Below are 19,898 nucleotides of genomic sequence, written 5' to 3'. Positions count from 1 at the left end.
ACTATTGTAAGGAGAACTTAATGGTTTTTAATAGAGAAGCTGACTTTGAAGAAGCTCTAATAAAAATATTATCTGAGCATGGCTGGGAAAAGAATGTTCTTAGGAATTACTCAGAAGAAGACTTGCTTCAGAACTGGGCGAACATTCTTTTTGAAAACAACAAGGATATAGATAGACTAAACGATTATCCCTTGACCCGCACTGAGATGCAACAAATTTTGGAGCAAATTACGAGTCTTAGAACACCTCTAAAACTCAATGGCTTTATCAATGGTAAGAGTGTCTCTATTGTTAGAGATAACCCTGATGATACACTGCACTTCGGTAAAGAGGTGAGTCTTAAGATCTATGATCGTCTGGAGATTGCTGCAGGTAGTAGTAGATATCAAATTGCTAGTCAACCTAAGTTTCCTACGAAATCCAATATTTTAAATGACCGTCGTGGTGATTTAATGCTTCTCATTAATGGTATGCCTGTGATTCACATTGAACTAAAAAGAAGTGGCATTCCTGTAAGTCAAGCCTATCATCAAATTGAAAAATACTCTCATGAGGGAATCTTTAGTGGCCTGTTTTCTCTCGTTCAAATCTTTGTGGCAATGGAACCTGGAGAGTCTGTGTATTTCGCTAACCCTGGTCCTGATGGCAAGTTTAATAAAGACTACTACTTCCATTGGGCAGACTTCTATAATGAGCCTATCAATGAGTGGGATAAGGTAGCTTCATCTCTTTTATCTATTCCCATGGCTCACCAACTCATAGGCTTCTATACAGTTGCTGATGGCTCTGACGGTATCCTTAAAGTCATGAGAAGCTATCAGTACTTTGCAGCCAATGCCATCTCTACTAAGGTCTCTCAAGCCAAATGGGAAGGTAATAACCAACTCGGTGGCTTTGTTTGGCATACGACTGGCTCTGGTAAGACCATGACGAGCTTTAAATCTGCTCAGCTTATTGCCGCATCAAAGGATGCAGATAAGGTCATTTTCCTAATGGACCGTATAGAACTTGGTACTCAGTCTTTAAAGGAGTATAAGGGTTTTGCTGCAGAAAATGAGGACGTTCAAGCAACAGAGAACACAAGACAGCTTATTAGTAAGCTAAAAAGTAAAAACCCATCAGATACGCTCATAGTGACTTCCATTCAAAAGATGAGCAACATTAAAGATGAACCTGATGGCCTTAATAGCTATGACTTAGAGCTTATCAGTAACAAACGCATTGTCATTATCGTAGACGAAGCTCATCGTTCTACCTTTGGTGACATGCTAGTACAGATAAAGACGACATTCCCTAAAGCGATGTTCTTTGGTTTTACGGGAACTCCTATTCATGATGAAAATCAGAAGAAGCAAAATACCACAACGACTGTCTTTGGAAATGAACTCCATCGCTACAGCATCGCCGATGGTATTAGAGACAAAAACGTCCTCGGCTTTGACCCCTATAAAGTACTTACCTTTAAGGATAAGGACATACGAACGGCTGTAGCTCTTAAAAATGCCAATGCAAAGACCGAAATGGAAGCCGTTCATGATCCGAAAAAGAAAGACGTTTACTACGAGTATTTGAATCCTAAAGTCTATCCAATGGAAGAAATTGAAAGTTTCCTTCCAAACTCTCAATACGAGACCAAGGAGCATCAGAAGGCGGTTGTTAGGGATATTGCAGACAACTGGATCACTCTAAGTAGAGGAAGTAAGTTCCATGCAATTCTTGCTACGAGTAGCATTCCTGAAGCCATAGAATACTATCGCCTCATGAAAGAGATGGTACCGAAGTTAAAGACGACGGCTCTCTTTGATCCCAATATCGACAATAATGATAAAGCGACCTATAAAGAAGATGGACTCGTTGAGATCATCACGGACTACAACGAACGCTACGGTCAGACGTTTACGATTCCTACCTTCCAATCCATGAAGAAGGATATTGCGGCTCGTTTGGCCCATAAGGAAGCCTATAAGCGAATTGAAAATGAGCCTGAAAAACAAATTGACCTTTTAATCGTTGTCGATCAAATGCTCACAGGATTCGACTCGAAGTGGATTAACACTTTGTACATGGACAAAGTCTTAAAGTATGAAAACATCATTCAAGCGTTTTCTCGTACGAATAGACTCTTTGGACCGGACAAGCCTTTTGGGACCATCAGATACTACAGAAGACCGCACACCATGGAAAGTAACATTAATGCTGCAGTCAAACTCTATTCAGGAGATAAGCCTCTTGGACTATTTGTCCAACATCTCATTGAGAATTTAAAGGAACTAAATAGGACCTTTGAAACCATCAAGAGTGTTTTTGTGAGCGCTGGTGTTGCAAACTTTGAAAAGCTTCCCGATGATGTAGCCTCGAATCAGAAGTTTGCAATGGAATTTAAGGATTTCAATGCCCTCTTAGAAGCCGTAATCATTCAAGGCTTTAAGTGGAATAAATCGACGTATGTAGATGACAAAACAGGTGAAGTCGTTGAAATTATCTTTGATGAGTTGAACTATAAAATCCTAGTTCAGCGATATAAGGAACTAGAAGCTCCAATTGATGGTGGCCCTCCTTCTAAGATCGTCTCCCCTTATGATTTAGTTAGCTACATCACAGAGATTGACACTGGAATAATCGATTCAGAATACATGAACTCACGCTTTGATAAGGTTAGAAATAACCTAAATACGGGAGACGAAAAGTTGATTAATGAAGCGTTGACAGAGCTTCACCAGACCTTTGCCGTTCTTTCTCAAGAAGAACAGAAGTATGCCTATATCTTCCTTCATGATGTTCAAAGAGGGGATGTAGAGGTATCTCCTAACAAGACATTTCGTGACTATATCTATGAGTACATGTTAGATGCGAAAAATGACCAAATTCATCAAGTCTCTTACTATCTGGGAGTCGATGAGGAAAAGTTAAGGAACCTCATGAGTCTCAATCTCAATGAGAACAACTTGAATGAATACAATCGGTATACAGATTTAAAGCAGACGATGGTAAAAGAGAAGGCTGTGGAGTATTTTACGAAAAAGGAAAAACAAAAAATCTCCCCTCCTAGAGCCAACATTAAAGCAGACAATCTGCTGAGAGATTTCATCTTATCTGGTGGTTTTGACATTTCGCTACCAGAGGATGAAGGATAATGTTTTAGACTTATAATGAAAAGTGTCGGTGATGAGTCACCGACACTTCCTTTTTTGTTGTCTTCAATTGTTTCTTACGTCAAATCCTCTTTCTTAATGTCCATATTGGCTACATAAACGCCACCAATGATTAAGATAGCTGCAATGGTCTTTAGAGGACCAAAGGGCTCCTTTAGTGCAACGACACCAGCGATGATACTGATCACGGTCGTAAGGCCACTGTAGCTTACGCTTCGGTTCGCTCCCAGTGCTTCTAGTGCGTAGTTTGAACTAAAGAACGCAATGACACTAGAACCTATGGCTAGGTAGAGGACACTTGTGAGAAATCCCATATCTTTAAAGGGTGCGCTAAAGAAAACGTGTAGGTTATGCTGTAGCGTTTGTTCAATGAGTCCTCCTCCAAAGAAGAAGAGGGCACCGATGAGCATCATAAAGTAGGTCTTTTCCATGATAGAAAACTCAGGCGCTCTTATGACAAAGACAGCGTAGAGGGAGTAACTTGCTACCGCTACAAAGAGCATGATGTAACCGAAGAGGCTAAAGCTTGCATCGACACTCGAAGCAAAGATACTTAAAAAGATACCTACTGTTGTGACTAAGATTCCTATCACCTGATTTCTTAGTGGCTTTTCTTTTAAGATCACAAAGCTCGCTAGAAGTGTCGTGAGCGGGATGACATTAATGATGACTCCCGCTTCACTACTTGTGGAATGAAGTACACCTAGTGTCTCACCGATAAAGTAGAGAACAGGGTAGAGTAGGACGAGCTTTGTGAGCTTAAAGAGGTCCTTTCCCCTGTACTCGATCTTTATCCATCCTACGGCCCAAAGGAGCGTCATACAGAGGGCAGCGATGAGAAAGCGCCACCCTAGGAGTGTCAGGATGGAGTAGTTTTGAACGGCTTGTTTCGTGAAAAGGAAACTGAGTCCAAAGAGGACGCTGCAGAGAATACTATGAAAGATTCCCCAAAAGATACTATTTTTGTTCATCTTTATACTGTAGTTCGTACAAGTCGTAGTACAACCCTTTCTTTTCAAGTAGTTGGTCGTGCGTACCCATTTCCTTAATCTCACCCTTGTGGATGACAATGATCTGATCTGCATGTTGAATGGTAGATAATCTATGGGCTACGACAAAGGTCGTGCGATTTCTTATTACTTTCGTAATGGCATCCTGGATGAGCTCTTCCGTTTCGGTATCGATGTTACTCGTCGCTTCATCGAGGATGAGGATATCCGGATTGTGAACAATGGCTCGAGCAAAGCTTAAAAGCTGTCTTTCTCCTTGGGAGAAGGTTGCTCCGCCTTCTACAACCGCATGGTCTAGTCCATCTTCAAAGCGATCGATGAGTCTATCGGCGTTTACGTACTTACATGCCTTTAAGATCTCATCGTCTGTAATCTCTGTGTTTCTAAGTCTAATATTGTCTCTTATCGTTCCACTAAAGAGGAAGACGTCTTGAAGAACAGGAGAGATGTGCTTTCTCAGTTCTTCCTTCTTATAGCTCTTAATGTTCTTTCCGTCTATTAGAATCTCACCGCTATCTACATCGTAAAGTCTAGAGAGGAGGTTTATGATAGTGCTCTTACCAGAGCCCGTGGCTCCTACAAAGGCGATTGTTTCCCCTTTCTTTGCAGAGAAACTCACTCCCTTTAGGACCTCTTGGCCATTGATGTAGCTAAAGCGCACGTCTTTAAAATCTACATTACCTTCTAAGCTCTCTACAGGAAGATTCTCATGATCAAGTACGAGTTCTTTCTCATCCATGAGGAGGAAAATTCTTTCGATCGAGCTCATGGCAGACTGTAGGATGTTGAACTTTTCTGCAAGTTCCATAATGGGGTTAAAGAGCATTTTGATGTAGAGCGTAAAGGCTACGATGACACCGACGGCAACCTTTCCTTCAATGGCCATCTTTCCACCAAAGAATAGGACGGAGAGAAGGCTTGCATAGTAGAGGAGGTTTAGTACGGGACGAAAGACAGCATAGATGTATAGCTCTTTCATCGATGCCTTTCTATACTCTTCGTTACTCTCATCGAAGCTCTTCTTAAACTTCTTTTCTTGGTTAAAGATCTGAATCGTCTTCATACCCATGAAGTTCTCGTTTAGGTCGCTATTGATCTTTGCAAGCTTTACGCGAACAACGCGGTAGGCTTCACGAACTTGCTTTCTAAAGATGATCGTTACACCAAACATGATGGGAAGGACGGCGAAGCTAATAAGAGCTAAGCGTGCATCGAGTGAGATCATCATTCCCATCGAACCCAGGACAAGTGCTACGTCCATGAGAAAGCTTACGATGACTTCTGTATAGAGAGCATTGATGTTTTGCATGTCGTTTGTCATGCGCGTTACGAGTCTTCCTACGGGGTTATTCTCGTAGAAGTTTAGGTCAAGCCCTTGTAGCTTCTGAAAGAGGTCGCTTCGTAAAGAGTAGACGACTTTTTCTCCTACGATCGTTAAAAGTATCGACTGTCCGTAGGTTGCAAAGAAGGCGAGGAGAATGAGAATTCCTAAGATGATCGCATAGCGAAAGATCGCTTGTAAGCGGTAATCATTAAAGGCTTTCTTATCTGTAAGTGAATACGTCTTCGTTCCATCTGTGATGGTATCTCCATCTTTTGTAAAGGTACCTTCTTTGTCGATGACAAAGTGCTTATCACCAGCCTGAAACCCGCCTTCATCGACTTCCTTTAGCGTTACCTTTTCTACGGTGATATATTGGTCGATGACATCTTTTACAAGACGAGGTCTATAGAGGTCTGCAATGGTCGTAATAAAGAGTAATACGACACAAAGGATCAGAATCTTTAGGTGAGGTTTTGTATACTTTCCTAGTCGTTTGAGGAGCTTAAGGTCAATCCCTTTTTCTAATTCTTTTTCTTCAAAATTTGCCATTAGTTCCCCCGAATCTTGTCTTCTAGCTGTTGTTTCTTCCAGACCTGGGCATAGCGTCCTTGAAGAGCAAGAAGCTCTTCGTGTGTTCCTCGTTCAACGATCTTTCCGTCTTCTAAGAAGATAATTTGATCGAGCTTTTGAAGTGTAGAAACACGGTGGGCAATGACGATGGTCGTCTTATTCCCAAGTTCTGTTTGAAGATGGGTTAAGATGCGGTCTTCCGTCTTTGTATCGACTGCACTTAACGCATCGTCAAGGATGATGATCTCAGGGTCTTTGTAGAGGAGTCTGGCGATCGATGTACGTTGCTTTTGTCCTCCAGAGAGGTTTACGCCACGCTCTCCTAGGTACGTCTCATAACCCTTAGGAAAGCCCATGATCTCGTCGTGGACCATGGAGATTTTTGCATTCTTTTGTACTTCTTCAAAATCTACCTCTTCAGAAGATAGTGCAATGTTATCCTGAATTCTTTTACTAAAGAGGAAGTGATCTTGTACGACTGCTCCAACCATTTCTCTGGTGTCGTGAATGCAGATGTCGTTTAGATCCTTTTCTCCGATAAAGACCTTTCCCCGGTCTACGTTATAGAGACGAAGTAAGATGCTTGCAAGCGTACTTTTACCGCTACCTGTTCGACCTAAGATACCGAGGCTCGAGCCTTCAGGAATAGTTAAGTTAATGCCTTCAAGAGCAAGGCGCTCTTCTCCAGGGTAGCTAAAGTTAAAGTCTTTAAAGCGAATGGTGAGGTCTTTTGGACGCTCTACACAGCGACTATCTCTTAAGTCGCTCTTTTCATCGAAGAGGACATTGAGTCGTTCGATCGAAGCGATTCCGCGTTGAATCATGTTTGTAAAGAAACCTAGAGCCATCATCGGCCATACGAGAATGTCTAAGTAGTTTAAGAAGGCTACAAAAGAACCCGTAGAGATGGTTCCATCTAATACATACTTCGCGCCAAAGGCGATACCTAGTACGCTCGATGCCATACCGATGAGCTTAACTATAGGATGTAATAGAGAGATCGACTTTGCTAAAGAAACGCTGCGGTCATAGTTCAACTGGTTCTTTTCGTTAAAGTCTTCTAGATTCTTTTCCTCTTGAGCAAAGCTCTTAATGACACGAATTCCTGCAAAGCTCTCCTGCGCCTTATCACTTAAAATAGAAAAGCCCTCTTGAACATCGCGGTACTTTCTTTGAATGATCTTTCCCATGAAAAAGACAAAGATTGCGATGAGTGGCATGGGACTTAAAGCGAGAAACGTAAGAGAAGGGGAGATACTCGTGATCATGATGCCGATTGTTGTTATCGTAATAAAGAGCGCATCGACACTCATGATGATTCCACCGCTAAAGGCCTGACGGACTGTAGAGATATCATTCGTCGCATGAGCCATCAAGTCTCCCGTTTTGTTTCGATTGTAAAAAGATCGAGGCATCTTTACTAAATGGGAAAAGAGTGAGCCTCGAATCCAGGTTTCAAAATTTAACGCGGTCCAGACAATGAGAACACGCCACAAGAATCTTCCAACACTCATACCGAGTGCAAGAGCCAAAACGATTAAGGTATAGCGCGTAACATCTGACATAGAAGTCTGACTTTGAAGCAAGGAATCGGTAAATTGTTTTAAGAGTTGTGGTACAATTAATTGAAGAAGATCGACAATTAATAGCACGACGATTCCTATGAGATAGCGCCAACCGCTTTTCTTAAGGAAGGGTTTAAAATGTCTTAACATAGGTGCACCTCCGCGTTAAAGTTTACCATATTTTTATTGACGTGTAATGCTCCGTTTGTTATTCTAGGTGAAATACTTTTTTTACAACTTAAGGAGGAAGAATGAGAATCCGTGAAGCCTTAACCTACGATGATGTCCTGCTCGTTCCTAGACGTTCCACTGTCACACCAGACAAAGTGGAACTCCACACGATGCTTACAAAGAAGATTAAGCTAAATATCCCACTTATTAGTTCTGGTATGGATACAGTAACTGAAAGTCAAATGGCTGTTGCCATGGCACGTGCTGGTGGCATCGGTATTATTCATAAAAATATGTCCATTGAAGAGCAGGCTTTAGAAGTTGACCGCGTAAAGCGCAGTGAACACGGAGTTATTTCTGATCCCTTCTATTTAGGACCCGACAATACCGTAGCAGAGGCGAATGCCTTAATGGGTCGCTACCGCATTAGTGGTGTACCGGTAGTAGATGACTTTATGAAGCTACTCGGTATTATTACAAACCGTGACATCCGTTTTGAAAGAGATGAGACAAAGCTCATTAAAGATGTCATGACCAAAGAAGGTCTTGTCGTTGCTTCTCCTGGAATTAGCCTACAAGATGCAGAAAAGATTTTAAGAAAGCATAAGATTGAAAAGCTTCCATTAGTCGATGAAGACTTTAGATTAAAGGGATTAATTACGATTAAAGACATTGAAAAGATCGTGATCTATCCTGATCGTGCAACAGATGAAAAGGGACGCCTCTTAGCAGGAGCTGCTGTAGGTATCTCAAAGGACCTACAAGAGCGAGTAAAAGCGCTCGTAAAGAGCAATGTAGACGTCTTAGTATTGGACAGTGCTCACGGACACTCAGAGAACGTCATCGAAGGCCTCAAGTGGATTAAAGCGAACTATCCAGAAGTACAAGTAATTGCAGGAAATATTGCTACAAAAGAAGCAGCACAGGATCTCATTGAAGCTGGTGCTGATGCGATTAAAGTAGGTATTGGACCTGGTGCCATCTGTACGACACGCGTAGTAGCAGGTGTCGGTGTTCCTCAGCTTACAGCCATTGACGATGTAGCACAAGTAGCAAAGCAATATGGCGTACCGCTCATTGCAGACGGTGGTATTAAATACTCCGGCGACATCGTAAAAGCACTCGCAGCTGGAGCATCTACAGTTATGTTAGGAAGTCTCCTTGCAGGAACTGAGGAAAGCCCAGGAGAGCGCATCGTATACAGAGGAAGAAGCTTCAAGAGCTACCGTGGCATGGGATCGATCTCAGCGATGGAAGCAGGTAGTAAAGATCGCTACTTCCAAAATGACACCAAGAAGCTCGTTCCAGAAGGCGTAGAAGCACGCGTACCTTATAGAGGATACGTTAAAGATACGATTTATCAACTCGTCGGTGGAATCCGCAGTGGCATGGGTTACTGTGGCACAAAAACCATCGAGGAGCTCTTTGAAAAGGCTGAATTTGTTAAGATCACCGGTGCTGGACTCATCGAGAGCCATCCACACGATGTACAGATTACAGTAGAGCCACCGAACTACACGCAATCGGAGTCGAATTATGATAGTGATCGTTGACTTTGGCGGACAGTATAATCAGCTCATTGCTAGAAGAGTACGTGAAGCAGGCGTCTATTCAGAAATCCTTCCGTATACAGCTAGCTTTGAAAAGATCATGGAGAAGAATCCGAAGGGAATCATCTTTACCGGAGGACCAAAGTCTGTAACAGATGCAGACTCTCCTGAGATCGATAAGAGAATCTACGATGCAGGAATCCCGATCCTAGGCATATGCTATGGCATGCAGCTCATGGCAAAAGACTTAGGGGGAGAAGTCGCTCGTAGTGATGTAAGAGAGTACGGTAAGGTCGATATCAATCTAGGTAAGAGTAAGCTTCTAAAAGATCTTCCAGAAGCATCCACCTGTTGGATGAGTCATACGTACTATGTATCAAAGCTTCCAACGAACTTTAAGGGAGTAGCTCATAGTAAGGACTGCCCGTACGGAGCGATGGAAAACGTAGAGAAGAACTTCTATGCCGTCCAATTCCATCCTGAAGTAGAGCATACGCCTTTCGGAAAGAAGCTCTTAGAGAACTTCCTCTTTGAAATCATAGGTCATGAAAAAGATTGGTCGATGAAGAGCTTTGCAGAAGAAAAGATCGAAGCCATTAGAAAAGAAGTAGGAGACAAGAAAGTCATCTGCGCACTTTCAGGTGGAGTCGATAGCTCTGTGGCAGCACTTCTTGTTCATAAGGCCATTGGAAACCAACTCACTTGTATCTTTGTAGACCACGGTCTTTTAAGAAAGAACGAAGGCGACGAAGTCATGAAAAACTACGCCGAAGCCTTCCACATGAACATCATCCGTGTTGATGCAGAAGAGCGCTTCCTTACAAAGCTAAAGGGAGTAAGTGATCCTGAAAGAAAGCGAAAGATCATCGGCGAAGAGTTCATCAGAGTCTTCGAAGAAGAGTCTAGAAAGCACGTCGATGCAGAATATCTCGTACAAGGAACGATCTATCCAGACGTCGTAGAAAGTGGAACGAAGACCTCAGCTGTCATTAAGTCTCACCATAACGTCGGAGGGCTTCCTGAAGACGTAGACTTTAAGCTCATTGAACCGCTAAGAGAGCTCTTTAAGGATGAAGTGAGAAGAGTCGGTGAAGAACTTGGAATCCGCCACGACCTCGTGTGGAGACAACCATTCCCCGGTCCAGGTCTAGCGATCAGAGTCCTAGGAGATCTCACGAAAGAGAAACTAGACACCCTACGTGATGCAGACTTTATCTTTAGAGATGAGATTGCAAAGCACGGACTCCAAGAGAGCATCTGGCAGTACTTTGCTGTACTTACAAACGTACAATCTGTAGGTGTCATGGGAGATGAGAGAACGTATTCAAACCTCGTAGCACTAAGAGCGGTACTAAGTACAGACGGTATGACAAGCGATTGGGCACGTATCCCATACGACGTACTCGATGTCGTAAGTAGACGCATCGTAAACGAAGTGAAGGGCGTAAACAGAGTTGTTTATGACATTACAAGTAAGCCACCTGCAACGATAGAGTGGGAGTAGTTAAAAATAGGCTCTAAAGCCTTATAAATAGCCGTTTTGTGAGCATTGTGCTTGCAAAATGCTTGCAGATTATAGAAATGAATCACCTGAAGAATAATTTTCAAGGAATACAAAAAGCAACTAAGAGAAAAAATCCTAGTTGCTTTTTTGTTTTTTATCATTTATAAGTTTAATGTTGCTTTCATCGAAGCTGCCAACAAATCTGTGGCGATGGTTTTAACAACTTCTAATGTATAGAAGCCTATCAGAAATCCTATGAGGAAATAGATATTTTTTTTAAGCAATTTCCGCATTTGAAAGATATTGTATTAGAAGGATTGAAGAAAAAATCAAGTAAAATTCTTTTTAGGAGATTAAACGAGCATTCTAAAGAATTGCAAGATAAACAAGAGGAGATTATGAAGAAACATAATTCATTATTAAAACAGTATGATGAATTGGCGCATCTGAAAAATAATATGAATGAGTATCTTGGTAAGGATAAAACAGAGAAAAAGGAATCAGTTATTGGAGCAATCAAGAAACATAAAAGGAAAATAGATAAAACAATAGAGCAGAGTCATAGTATGAGTAACGATATAGAGCTATAGCGATACATGGAGAGTATTATAAATTTGATGCTCTCCATTTTTGATGCAATTAGCATCTGATTTTTTAATAAAAATATAGAAAAAATGGGTGAAATAGGCTATAATGTCTACTAAATAGATTAAAATGTGGCAAGGAGGAATAAAGATGGCAAGTCTTAATGTTACTGATGTAATAAAAGAATTAGACATTTCTAAGTCATATTTATATAAATTAATAGATAAAGAAAATATTTTAATTCCGAGAAGTGATACAGGAAGGTACTTTTGGGATGAAAATACAGTTGAAATTATAAAAAGTTTTTTGCATAAAGATGGTTTACAGGATAAGGATGACACAGATTTTTTAATATCTAAATTAGGATTAAAGCAGTCATTCATAAACAATAGACGATATTTAGGAAATAAATATTCTCTTTCCGATTTTATAAGAAAAACAGTTGATGAAAATTGTAAAGGTGTAAATATTGTTATTGACATATTTAGTGGAACCGGTGCAGTTGCGAATACTTTTAAGGATAAAATGCTTATCACAAATGATTTACTGTATAGTAATTATATTTCCAATTATGCATGGTTTGGATATGAACAATATTCAAGCAAAAAGATAATTGAGCTTATATACGACTATAATCAAGTTAAAACAAAAGAAAATAATTATATGCGAGAAAATTTTGCGGATACATTCTTTTCTGCTGATGATTGTAGCAAGATAGGATATATAAGAGAAGATATAGAAGCAAAGTATAAAAATAAAGAAATAAATTTTAAGGAATATGCAATATTGATTACATCGCTTCTATATGCAATGGATAAGATTGCGAACACAGTTGGACATTACGATGCATATAGAAAAAATGTTGATTTTGAGAAAAAATTGGTATTGAGTGTTTTATTACCTGAAGAAACGGTAAATTCTAATAATATTTGTTACAACTTAGATGCAAATAAACTTGTTAAAAGTATTAAGGGTGATTTGTTATACTTGGATCCTCCATATAATTCAAGGCAGTATTGTGATGCATATCATTTACTTGAAAATGTGGCAAGATGGGAAAAACCTGAAGTTTATGGGGTTGCAAGGAAGATGGATAGGACTTCGCTTAAAAGTGATTACTGCATGATTTCGGCTACAAAAGCATTTGAAGAACTTATTGAAAGGGCTGATACAAAGTATATTTTACTTTCATATAACAATATGTCCGACAAGGGAAATGATAGGTCGAATGCGAAAATATCAGATGAAGATATTATGAGAATTCTTAGTAAAAAAGGTAAAGTTACTATATTTGAATCAGACTACAAGAGTTTTTCGGCTGGAAAATCAGATATAAAAGATAACAAAGAAAGACTGTTTTTATGCGAAGTATTTAGCGAAGAAAAAAAGAAAATGAATATACCTTGCCCGTTTAATTATACAGGTGGAAAATTTAAGTTGCTAGAACAGTTGCAACCTTTATTTGATGAAAAGGAAGTATTTTTAGATATGTTTGCCGGAGGAGGAAATGTTGGAATAAATTCATCTTCTTCAAAAGTTATTTTTAATGACACGAATGAAAATTTGATAGATTTAATTGAATTTATAAAAGGCACTGATACTGATGTTTTATTAAAACAAATAGACAATATTATTGAGGCGTATAATTTATCAAATACATCATTATATGGGTATTCTTATTATGATTGTGATAGTAGTAGAGGCTTAGCTGAATACAATAAAGGAAGATTTCTCAAGTTAAGAGATGATTTTAATGCTAAAGTTCTTGCTGGAGAAATAGATTATCTAATGCTGTATGTACTTATGGTGTTCTCTTTTAATAATCAGATTAGGTTTAATCGAATGGGACTTTTTAATCTTCCGGTAGGTAAGAGAGATTTTAATTCCAAAATGAGAAGTAAACTTGTATTATTTTCTGAAGAATTAAAAAGTAAAGATGTCCAGTTTATGAAAAAGGATTTCAGAGAAATTTCGTTGGATGATTTTTCGCAGGAGACTTTTATTTATTGTGATCCACCTTATTTGATTACAAATGCAACATATAATGAAAATGGAATGTGGACTGAAATAGAAGAAAAAGCTTTACTTGAATTTTTGGATGAAGCCAATGAAAAAGGTTTTAGCTTTGCTTTGTCTAATGTTTTGGAAAGTAAAAATAAAAGAAATGATATTTTATATAATTGGATTGAAAGTAAGGGGTATTCCTGCAATCGTCTGAATAAAAGTTATTCAAATAGCAGTTATCACAGAAGAAATAAGAATAGTATATCTGAAGAAGTTTTGATTACTAATTATCCAGTTGATTGGAGGAATGAGTAAATGGTAAATAAAAGTATTCCATATCAAAGTTTTTGTTGGGTTATAGGAACTACAAGTTTTAGAACTGCAAAACTAAATTTAAAAATCGAGGCACAGTTGTTGCTTCTTGATGAGTTTTATAATGAGGTCATAAAGAAATCAAGCTGGAACTGGAACAACGAATTGCAAGAAAGATATTATGATTTTATGAAAGATAGAGCTTTCTTAACAGGGGAAGCAAAAAGAAAGGACAAAGATGCAAGAGAAAAAACATCAGGATTGGTTGATATTGGTTTAATTACAGAAGATAGATTGATTACGGATGCAGGAAGAGAACTCCTTAAAATAACAAGCAGTGGGGATTTTGAAACCAATAATGTGTTTAATATTAATAGAGATAGCTTTATCTATCTAAAACAGCTTCTTAAAACAAGTATAGATGTAAGTGGTAGTATCGTTAGACCGTTTATTGCGGTTGTAAAGTGCCTGACGGAACTTGAGTTTCTAAGTTATGACGAGTTTACTTATTTTGTTCCGCTAATTAGAGATGACGAAAGTGCAAAACAAATCATATCGGATATTAAATTATATCGAGAAGGTAAAATTTTGCCGGAAGAAATAATTTATAAGAGGCTTATGCAAATGGAAAACTACAAACTTGCACAAGAAGAATTTATAGCCTCTGATGTTGATGAAAATCTAATATGTTTAGTGGGAATGAATCGTAAAAGCAGAAGCTATGACAAGCCGTACTATAAATTGTATGAGAATTTAAAGAAGGTATTTCTTGATGGTGAAAACATTTATGAATTACTATTAAATTCTGCAAAGAATATAAATCAAAAACCCGGAACATTGTGGAGAAGTTTACTATTTAAAACAACCAATATAGGTGTTATAAGAAAAAATGGGAAGTCTTCAATTCACAAACAATGCCCGTTTATAAACTGTAAAAATGAAACAGAACTAAAAGAAGTGTTTTTCAAATATTTACATGTTTTTAAAGCAATGGCGACTTTATCTGATTATTTTGATTTAAATAGAAGATATTTTAATATTACGGATACTCTAATTTTTGAAGATCGTATGATTAAGTTGGATATGATTCCAAAGTATTATTTTAAAGAAATTATTGATGTTCTGTATACAGAAACCTTTAGTATAGATAATAATCTTAGAGCTGATGCCTCACTTGAAACAATATCAGAAGCATTCAAGTTAGATATTAGCAAAGTATATGCAGCTTTAAGTAAAGATTTAGGAATTACAATTAAGAGTCCGGAACAAGCTGCAACTTATGTAAATGATGAACGATACAGACGATTTAATACTTTGATTGACAAGAAATTTAATGATTCTGTGCTTATAGAGTTACTAAATTGTTTTGAAACACGAGATGATAAGCGAATAGAAGAAATTGTTACAGATGAAGCTGCAATACCTACTATTTTTGAATATATTTTAGGAATTATATGGTACAAGGTAAGCGAAAGACAGGGAAATATTTTAGATTTCATGAAATTATCATTAGAAGCAAATTTATTACCTAAGACACATGCAGCCGGAGGCTATGCAGATATTATATATGAATATGAGGCATGTACTTCTTATCCTAAACATTCGCTATTACTTGAAGCAACTCTTGCAGATGGAATTAATCAAAGAAGAATGGAAATGGAGCCTGTTTCAAGACATTTAGGAGATTATAGGATTAGATTTAATAATCCATTTGATTACAGCCTATTTGTAAGCACATACTTAGATAAAAATGTAATCTCAGATTTTAGATATAGAAAGATAATTCCATACACCAGAGATGAAGAAACTATTACAGGTATGAAGATTATTTCAATGGACACAGATTCTCTTAAGAAAATAATTGAAAATAAGATTAAATACAAATATCTGTATGAAGTCTTTGATAAGTATCATGAAATGCCATTAGAAACGGTAGATTGGCATGATGGGATGATAAAAGAGGCTACTGGGGAGTATAAAGCATAAATTTTTTTACGTACTTTTAAAGGAGATGTGAATTTTGGAAGAAAAAGACATATTAAAAAGGCTGATTAAAAATGATTCGTTATTCAATATGATTGGTGTTATTGTTCAACAATATGACATTCTTCCAAATAACAAAGAACATATTGGTGCATATATAGAATATCAAGATATACAAGAGCTTAGAGATGGATTTGTTGAAGAATTATCTGACACCATTGTTGATTGGATTTATAGTTCAGAAAAATATGAAGAAATTAAGAAAAAACTGGTTAACAGTGGCAAGTCTGAAGCAGCAGCTTCGCAATATATTGGCAGAAAAGCTAAAAATAAATTCAGAGCCAATAAAAATAGTGAGAATGTTTTGATTCAGGGGCAAATGGGAGAATTGTTACTTTATCATTTTATTCAAAAGTGCATGAAAGCAGTTCCTTTACTTAGAAAAATGAATATAGCTACATCTTCTGATCATGAAAGATTTGGTGCTGATGCAATACATTTTAAAATAGAAAATGATAAAAATGTAATTATATTAGGAGAAGCCAAAACATATACATCTAAATATAAATTTAATGAAGCTTTTTCTGATGCGTTAGATAGTATATTGAATACGTATAATAAACATAGATCAGAGCTTGGATTATATGTACATGAAGATTTTTTAGATGATGAAATGAATGTAGTTGCTGAAAAATATTTGAATAATACTTTAAATTCTGTAGAAATTCAACTGGTAAGTATAGTAACCTATAATGAATTAACCGAAATAGATAAAATAGATGAGAATACTATTAGAAATAATATAAAAAAAATAATTGAAGATAGATATAGAAATTATGACAAAAATAAGATTGATATGAGAAAAAATCCAATATTGTCGAGAATCACTTACATAGTGTTTCCGGTTTGGGATTTAAAAGAATTAGCTGAAAAATTTCAGAAATTAATATAGAGAAAGGGGGAACAAATTAATGAAGCAACTAAAGAATGATATTCTTGAACAGTGGTTAAATATTGAGTTTACTTCAATTGCTCATAAAATGGGGCTGATAAATGCTAACAGAGTAGTTAGCTACAATGAAACATTAATATATAACTCTGTTAGATGCTTGGATTATGAATCTATTATGGTTGCTTCTCCCGATGTTAATTATATTATTACTGTTATTGGTTTAATGTGGGAACATATTAATTTTGAAGAATATGATTTGAGAAAAATCATTGTAAAATTTTTATCCAGAATAGGTTATCCAACCTCAGCTATTATATGTGATGAGAATTTTGATAGAGCTAATTGTGAATTTACTGTATTAGACAGTTATATTGATGAGATAACAACAACAATAAATCAGTTAAATAATGAGGTCAATATAGGTAATCGGAAGTATTTATTAACAAATTTTCAAAAGAAAATTTGGGATAGTATGGATAATGATAAGATTTTAGGGATTTCTGCCCCTACTTCTGCAGGAAAATCATTTGTGATTCTATTAAAAATAGTAAATAGATTGCGAACTGAAAATATTGATATTGTATATATCGTTCCTACATTGAGTCTACTCAATCAAGTGATGGAAGACTTTAATCGTGAATTAAAAGCTAATGGTGTTGAGAATTATTGGATTACTAATTCTTTTGATGGAAAGCAAGTAAAAGATAGAAAGAATATCTATGTAATGACACAAGAAAAAGCTATTGCAGCATTTGATAATTTTGATGAGGCTTTTTCTAAAAAACTGATACTTGTGGCAGATGAAATTCAAAATATAGAAAGGATTGAAGAAGATTCAGATCAACGAGCGAAAATATTATTTGATACATTAGTAGAATTTAGATACAAAGATAATGTTGACAAAATTATTATTTCTGGTCCTAGGATAGAAGAAATTGATAAGGTAGGAGAGAGTATTTTTGGTATTGAGACTATTGATCATACGACGAACATTAGTCCAGTTTTAAATTTGACTTACAGTATAAAGAAAAAAGATAAAAGATATTTTTTAAAACAGTACTGTATTCTTACTAAAAATCCATTAGTAATAGAGATTGAAAATACTAATCATATAAAGTGTTATGGCAAGAAGATATATACTAATGATTATTTGGAATATTTTAGTTGTATTGTAAATAAAATTGGCAGGAATTCACAAAATATTATTTTTGCACCGACATCATCCACTGCAAGAAAAATAGCGGTAGCGTTAGAGTTTCCCGTAACACAATATAATTCAGACTTAGTAGAGTATTATCGGAATTCTGTAAGTGAAAATTATTCTTTATGCGAAACACTTATGAAGGGTGTTGCATATCATCATGGGAAATTACCTTTGCATGTGAGAAGAACTTTGGAGGTGGCTATAGCGAATAAAAATGTGTCTAATGTTGTATGCACTACTACGCTACTCCAAGGAGTAAATTTGCCTGCACAAAATATATTTATTAGGAATCCGCATTTATATATTAAGAAAACTTCGGAAGCAGTAGAATTAACGAATTATGAAATGGCTAATCTTCGTGGTAGGGCGGGTAGATTATTAAAAGATTATGTGGGAAGAACTTTTGTAATGGACGAGGATGCGTTCGCAGAAACAGAAGGTTATGAGCAAATAGAATTATTTGAGGATGAGAGTAAAGAACTATCGACTGGTTATGAACAAAAATTTCAAGAGTATAAATGGGAAATTGAAGATGCTCTTAAGAATGACAAGGTTGTGGATGAAACCATGAAAAAGTATGGATATATAATATCGTACATAAGACAGTCAATTTTAAGATATGGCAAAGATTCAAAATATAGAATGGATAATGTAGGAATAAAACTCACACAAAAACAGGTTGCTGCAATAATATTGAAACTTGAAAACTTAAGTGTACCAAAAGAAGTTTGTTATAAAAACAGGTATTGGGATCCATTTGTTTTAGAAAAAATTTATACGGACTTTAACCTGATTGTTCCTAAAACTCCATCTGAAAAAGGTGCGAAAAATAAACTAGACAAGATACTCAAATGGCTGAGAGATAAAGAAGAAACAGCCTTTATGTATAAAAAATACATCCCCTCTTTATATCAGAATGGACAATCAAGAAGTATAATGGTTTCACTTGGGTTACGTTGGGCTAACGGTATAAAGTTATATGACATATTTAATAATGATAGATATAAAGGAGATAGTGGTGCAGAAAAAATTGACGAAACAATTGAGTTGTTGCAACAAACAATATCTTTTAATCTTCCTTTGTTATTAAAGCCTATATATGATATAAAAAATCCGGATAGTTGTTTTTTGGTTTGTATGCAATTAGGCGCAATAAATAATATTACAAGAGCGATGATTGAAATGGGGATTCCGCGTGAGACATCACTTTATTTATTTGAAAAAATTTTTCTGAATTTTAAAGGAAATGAAAAAAGTGAATTGTCAGAAGAAAACATAAGAGAAATAATTAAACAACATTATGATAATCTACCGTATTGGATACAGGTTCAGTTGAATTTTATAAAATGATAAAATGCTTTCGTGCTTGCAATATGCTTGCAAAAAATCAGATAAACAGAAATAAAACGGATAATAAAGTTAAATCCGACAACAAAAACATTGATTTTATGCCATTTATACAAAACAATATCAATGAAAATATCGAGTGGGAATAGAATAAAGATTAGAATCCCTGAAACAACTATGTTTCAGGGATTTTTTTGCTTGATTAAAAGAATGCGCCTGAAGAAATATTACTAGTTTGTCCGCTCGATATTTTGAAAGTGATAAAAGTTGAAAGGAATTGCGCTCATGAATGACGTACAGCATTATAAAGCAATTTTCGAAAAATACGGTGGCATGATGCGCACAAAAGATCTTAGTTTAGAAAAAGTATTTTACCCTAAGATCCAGAAGCTACTTAAAGAAGGTCAGATTGAAAAAGCGCGTTATGGCTGTTACCAGTGGATAGACCCTGAAGATTTCAGCGAAGCTAGCACTGTTATACGCCTGTTTCTTGATGCAATACTTTGATAAAGTTCGTCTGATTTGCGACTGCCTTCGTTATCGAAATAAGATGGATAAAGATACGTTTAATAAAGCCATTCGCTCATATATTGAGGATCCTACGAAGAATTTAGGGAAACTCATGGAATACTCACATTCACTCCGAGTGCGAAAAGTAGCTCAAG

12 protein-coding genes are annotated in these 19,898 nt (G+C 36.7%); 9 read left to right on the top strand and 3 right to left on the bottom strand.

Annotated features, from left to right (window positions below):
* The first annotated feature begins 20 nt into the window (after positions 1–20).
* Complete coding sequence (locus tag ACUB3H_RS08035) at positions 21–3,134, top strand: type I restriction endonuclease subunit R (protein ID WP_459130159.1); 3,114 nt, start codon at positions 21–23, stop codon at positions 3,132–3,134.
* A 74-nt stretch (positions 3,135–3,208) separates the two neighbouring features.
* On the opposite strand, the gene ACUB3H_RS08030 is transcribed toward ACUB3H_RS08035, so the two are convergent.
* From ACUB3H_RS08030 to ACUB3H_RS08020, 3 genes are read right to left on the bottom strand one after another with little or no spacing between them, the layout of a single operon-like run.
* On the bottom strand, positions 3,209–4,123 hold the full coding sequence (locus ACUB3H_RS08030; protein ID WP_459130158.1) for a DMT family transporter: 915 nt from the start codon (positions 4,121–4,123) through the stop codon (positions 3,209–3,211).
* Positions 4,110–6,035, bottom strand: coding sequence for an ABC transporter ATP-binding protein (locus ACUB3H_RS08025; protein WP_459130157.1), 1,926 nt, complete (start codon positions 6,033–6,035; stop codon positions 4,110–4,112). Before ACUB3H_RS08025 ends, ACUB3H_RS08030 begins: the two co-directional genes overlap by 14 nt.
* Positions 6,035–7,771, bottom strand: a complete 1,737-nt coding sequence (locus ACUB3H_RS08020) for an ABC transporter ATP-binding protein (RefSeq protein ID WP_459130156.1) — start codon at positions 7,769–7,771, stop codon at positions 6,035–6,037. The genes ACUB3H_RS08025 and ACUB3H_RS08020 overlap by 1 nt, the downstream gene beginning before the upstream one ends.
* Before the next feature lie 101 nt (positions 7,772–7,872).
* On the opposite strand from ACUB3H_RS08020, the gene guaB reads away from it, so the two are divergent.
* From guaB to ACUB3H_RS07980, 8 genes are all read left to right on the top strand, one after another.
* Positions 7,873–9,345, top strand: a complete 1,473-nt coding sequence (guaB, locus tag ACUB3H_RS08015) for an IMP dehydrogenase (protein ID WP_459130155.1) — start codon at positions 7,873–7,875, stop codon at positions 9,343–9,345.
* Positions 9,329–10,846, top strand: a complete 1,518-nt coding sequence (guaA, locus tag ACUB3H_RS08010) for a glutamine-hydrolyzing GMP synthase (RefSeq protein WP_459130154.1) — start codon at positions 9,329–9,331, stop codon at positions 10,844–10,846. The genes guaB and guaA overlap by 17 nt, the downstream gene beginning before the upstream one ends.
* A 398-nt stretch (positions 10,847–11,244) precedes the next feature.
* Entirely contained in the window at positions 11,245–11,436 is a 192-nt protein-coding gene (locus ACUB3H_RS08005; protein ID WP_459130153.1) for a hypothetical protein, read from the top strand.
* Between the two features lie 145 nt (positions 11,437–11,581).
* Positions 11,582–13,750 (top strand): Dam family site-specific DNA-(adenine-N6)-methyltransferase, encoded by a 2,169-nt coding sequence (locus ACUB3H_RS08000; RefSeq protein ID WP_459130152.1) that lies wholly within the window; start codon positions 11,582–11,584, stop codon positions 13,748–13,750.
* Complete coding sequence (locus ACUB3H_RS07995; protein WP_459130151.1) at positions 13,751–15,733, top strand: AlwI family type II restriction endonuclease; 1,983 nt, start codon at positions 13,751–13,753, stop codon at positions 15,731–15,733.
* A 34-nt stretch (positions 15,734–15,767) separates the two neighbouring features.
* The gene (locus tag ACUB3H_RS07990) at positions 15,768–16,682 is read left to right on the top strand and encodes a HamA C-terminal domain-containing protein (protein ID WP_459130150.1); all 915 of its coding nucleotides are present in this window, start codon (positions 15,768–15,770) and stop codon (positions 16,680–16,682) included.
* 19 nt (positions 16,683–16,701) lie between these two features.
* On the top strand, positions 16,702–19,236 hold the full coding sequence (locus ACUB3H_RS07985) for a DEAD/DEAH box helicase (protein WP_459130149.1): 2,535 nt from the start codon (positions 16,702–16,704) through the stop codon (positions 19,234–19,236).
* Positions 19,237–19,518: 282 nt separating this feature from the next.
* Complete coding sequence (locus ACUB3H_RS07980; RefSeq protein WP_459130148.1) at positions 19,519–19,740, top strand: type IV toxin-antitoxin system AbiEi family antitoxin domain-containing protein; 222 nt, start codon at positions 19,519–19,521, stop codon at positions 19,738–19,740.
* Positions 19,741–19,898: the final 158 nt, after the last annotated feature.

This window comes from Guggenheimella bovis, from assembly GCF_054492335.1.
The sequence above is the reverse complement of the archived record's forward strand: the minus strand, read 5'-3'. Positions and strand labels throughout refer to the sequence as shown.

What these genes read in the sequence shown, in the direction of transcription:
- ACUB3H_RS07995 (WP_459130151.1), top strand. Translation starts at nt 13,751, where the DNA reads ATGGTAAATAAAAGTATTCCATATCAAAGTTTTTGTTGGGTTATAGGA.
- guaA (WP_459130154.1), top strand. Translation starts at nt 9,329, where the DNA reads ATGATAGTGATCGTTGACTTTGGCGGACAGTATAATCAGCTCATTGCT.
- ACUB3H_RS08000 (WP_459130152.1), top strand. Translation starts at nt 11,582, where the DNA reads ATGGCAAGTCTTAATGTTACTGATGTAATAAAAGAATTAGACATTTCT.
- ACUB3H_RS08020 (WP_459130156.1), bottom strand. Translation starts at nt 7,771, where the DNA reads ATGTTAAGACATTTTAAACCCTTCCTTAAGAAAAGCGGTTGGCGCTAT.
- ACUB3H_RS08035 (WP_459130159.1), top strand. Translation starts at nt 21, where the DNA reads ATGGTTTTTAATAGAGAAGCTGACTTTGAAGAAGCTCTAATAAAAATA.
- ACUB3H_RS08005 (WP_459130153.1), top strand. Translation starts at nt 11,245, where the DNA reads ATGAAGAAACATAATTCATTATTAAAACAGTATGATGAATTGGCGCAT.
- guaB (WP_459130155.1), top strand. Translation starts at nt 7,873, where the DNA reads ATGAGAATCCGTGAAGCCTTAACCTACGATGATGTCCTGCTCGTTCCT.
- ACUB3H_RS07980 (WP_459130148.1), top strand. Translation starts at nt 19,519, where the DNA reads ATGAATGACGTACAGCATTATAAAGCAATTTTCGAAAAATACGGTGGC.
- ACUB3H_RS08025 (WP_459130157.1), bottom strand. Translation starts at nt 6,035, where the DNA reads ATGGCAAATTTTGAAGAAAAAGAATTAGAAAAAGGGATTGACCTTAAG.
- ACUB3H_RS08030 (WP_459130158.1), bottom strand. Translation starts at nt 4,123, where the DNA reads ATGAACAAAAATAGTATCTTTTGGGGAATCTTTCATAGTATTCTCTGC.
- ACUB3H_RS07985 (WP_459130149.1), top strand. Translation starts at nt 16,702, where the DNA reads ATGAAGCAACTAAAGAATGATATTCTTGAACAGTGGTTAAATATTGAG.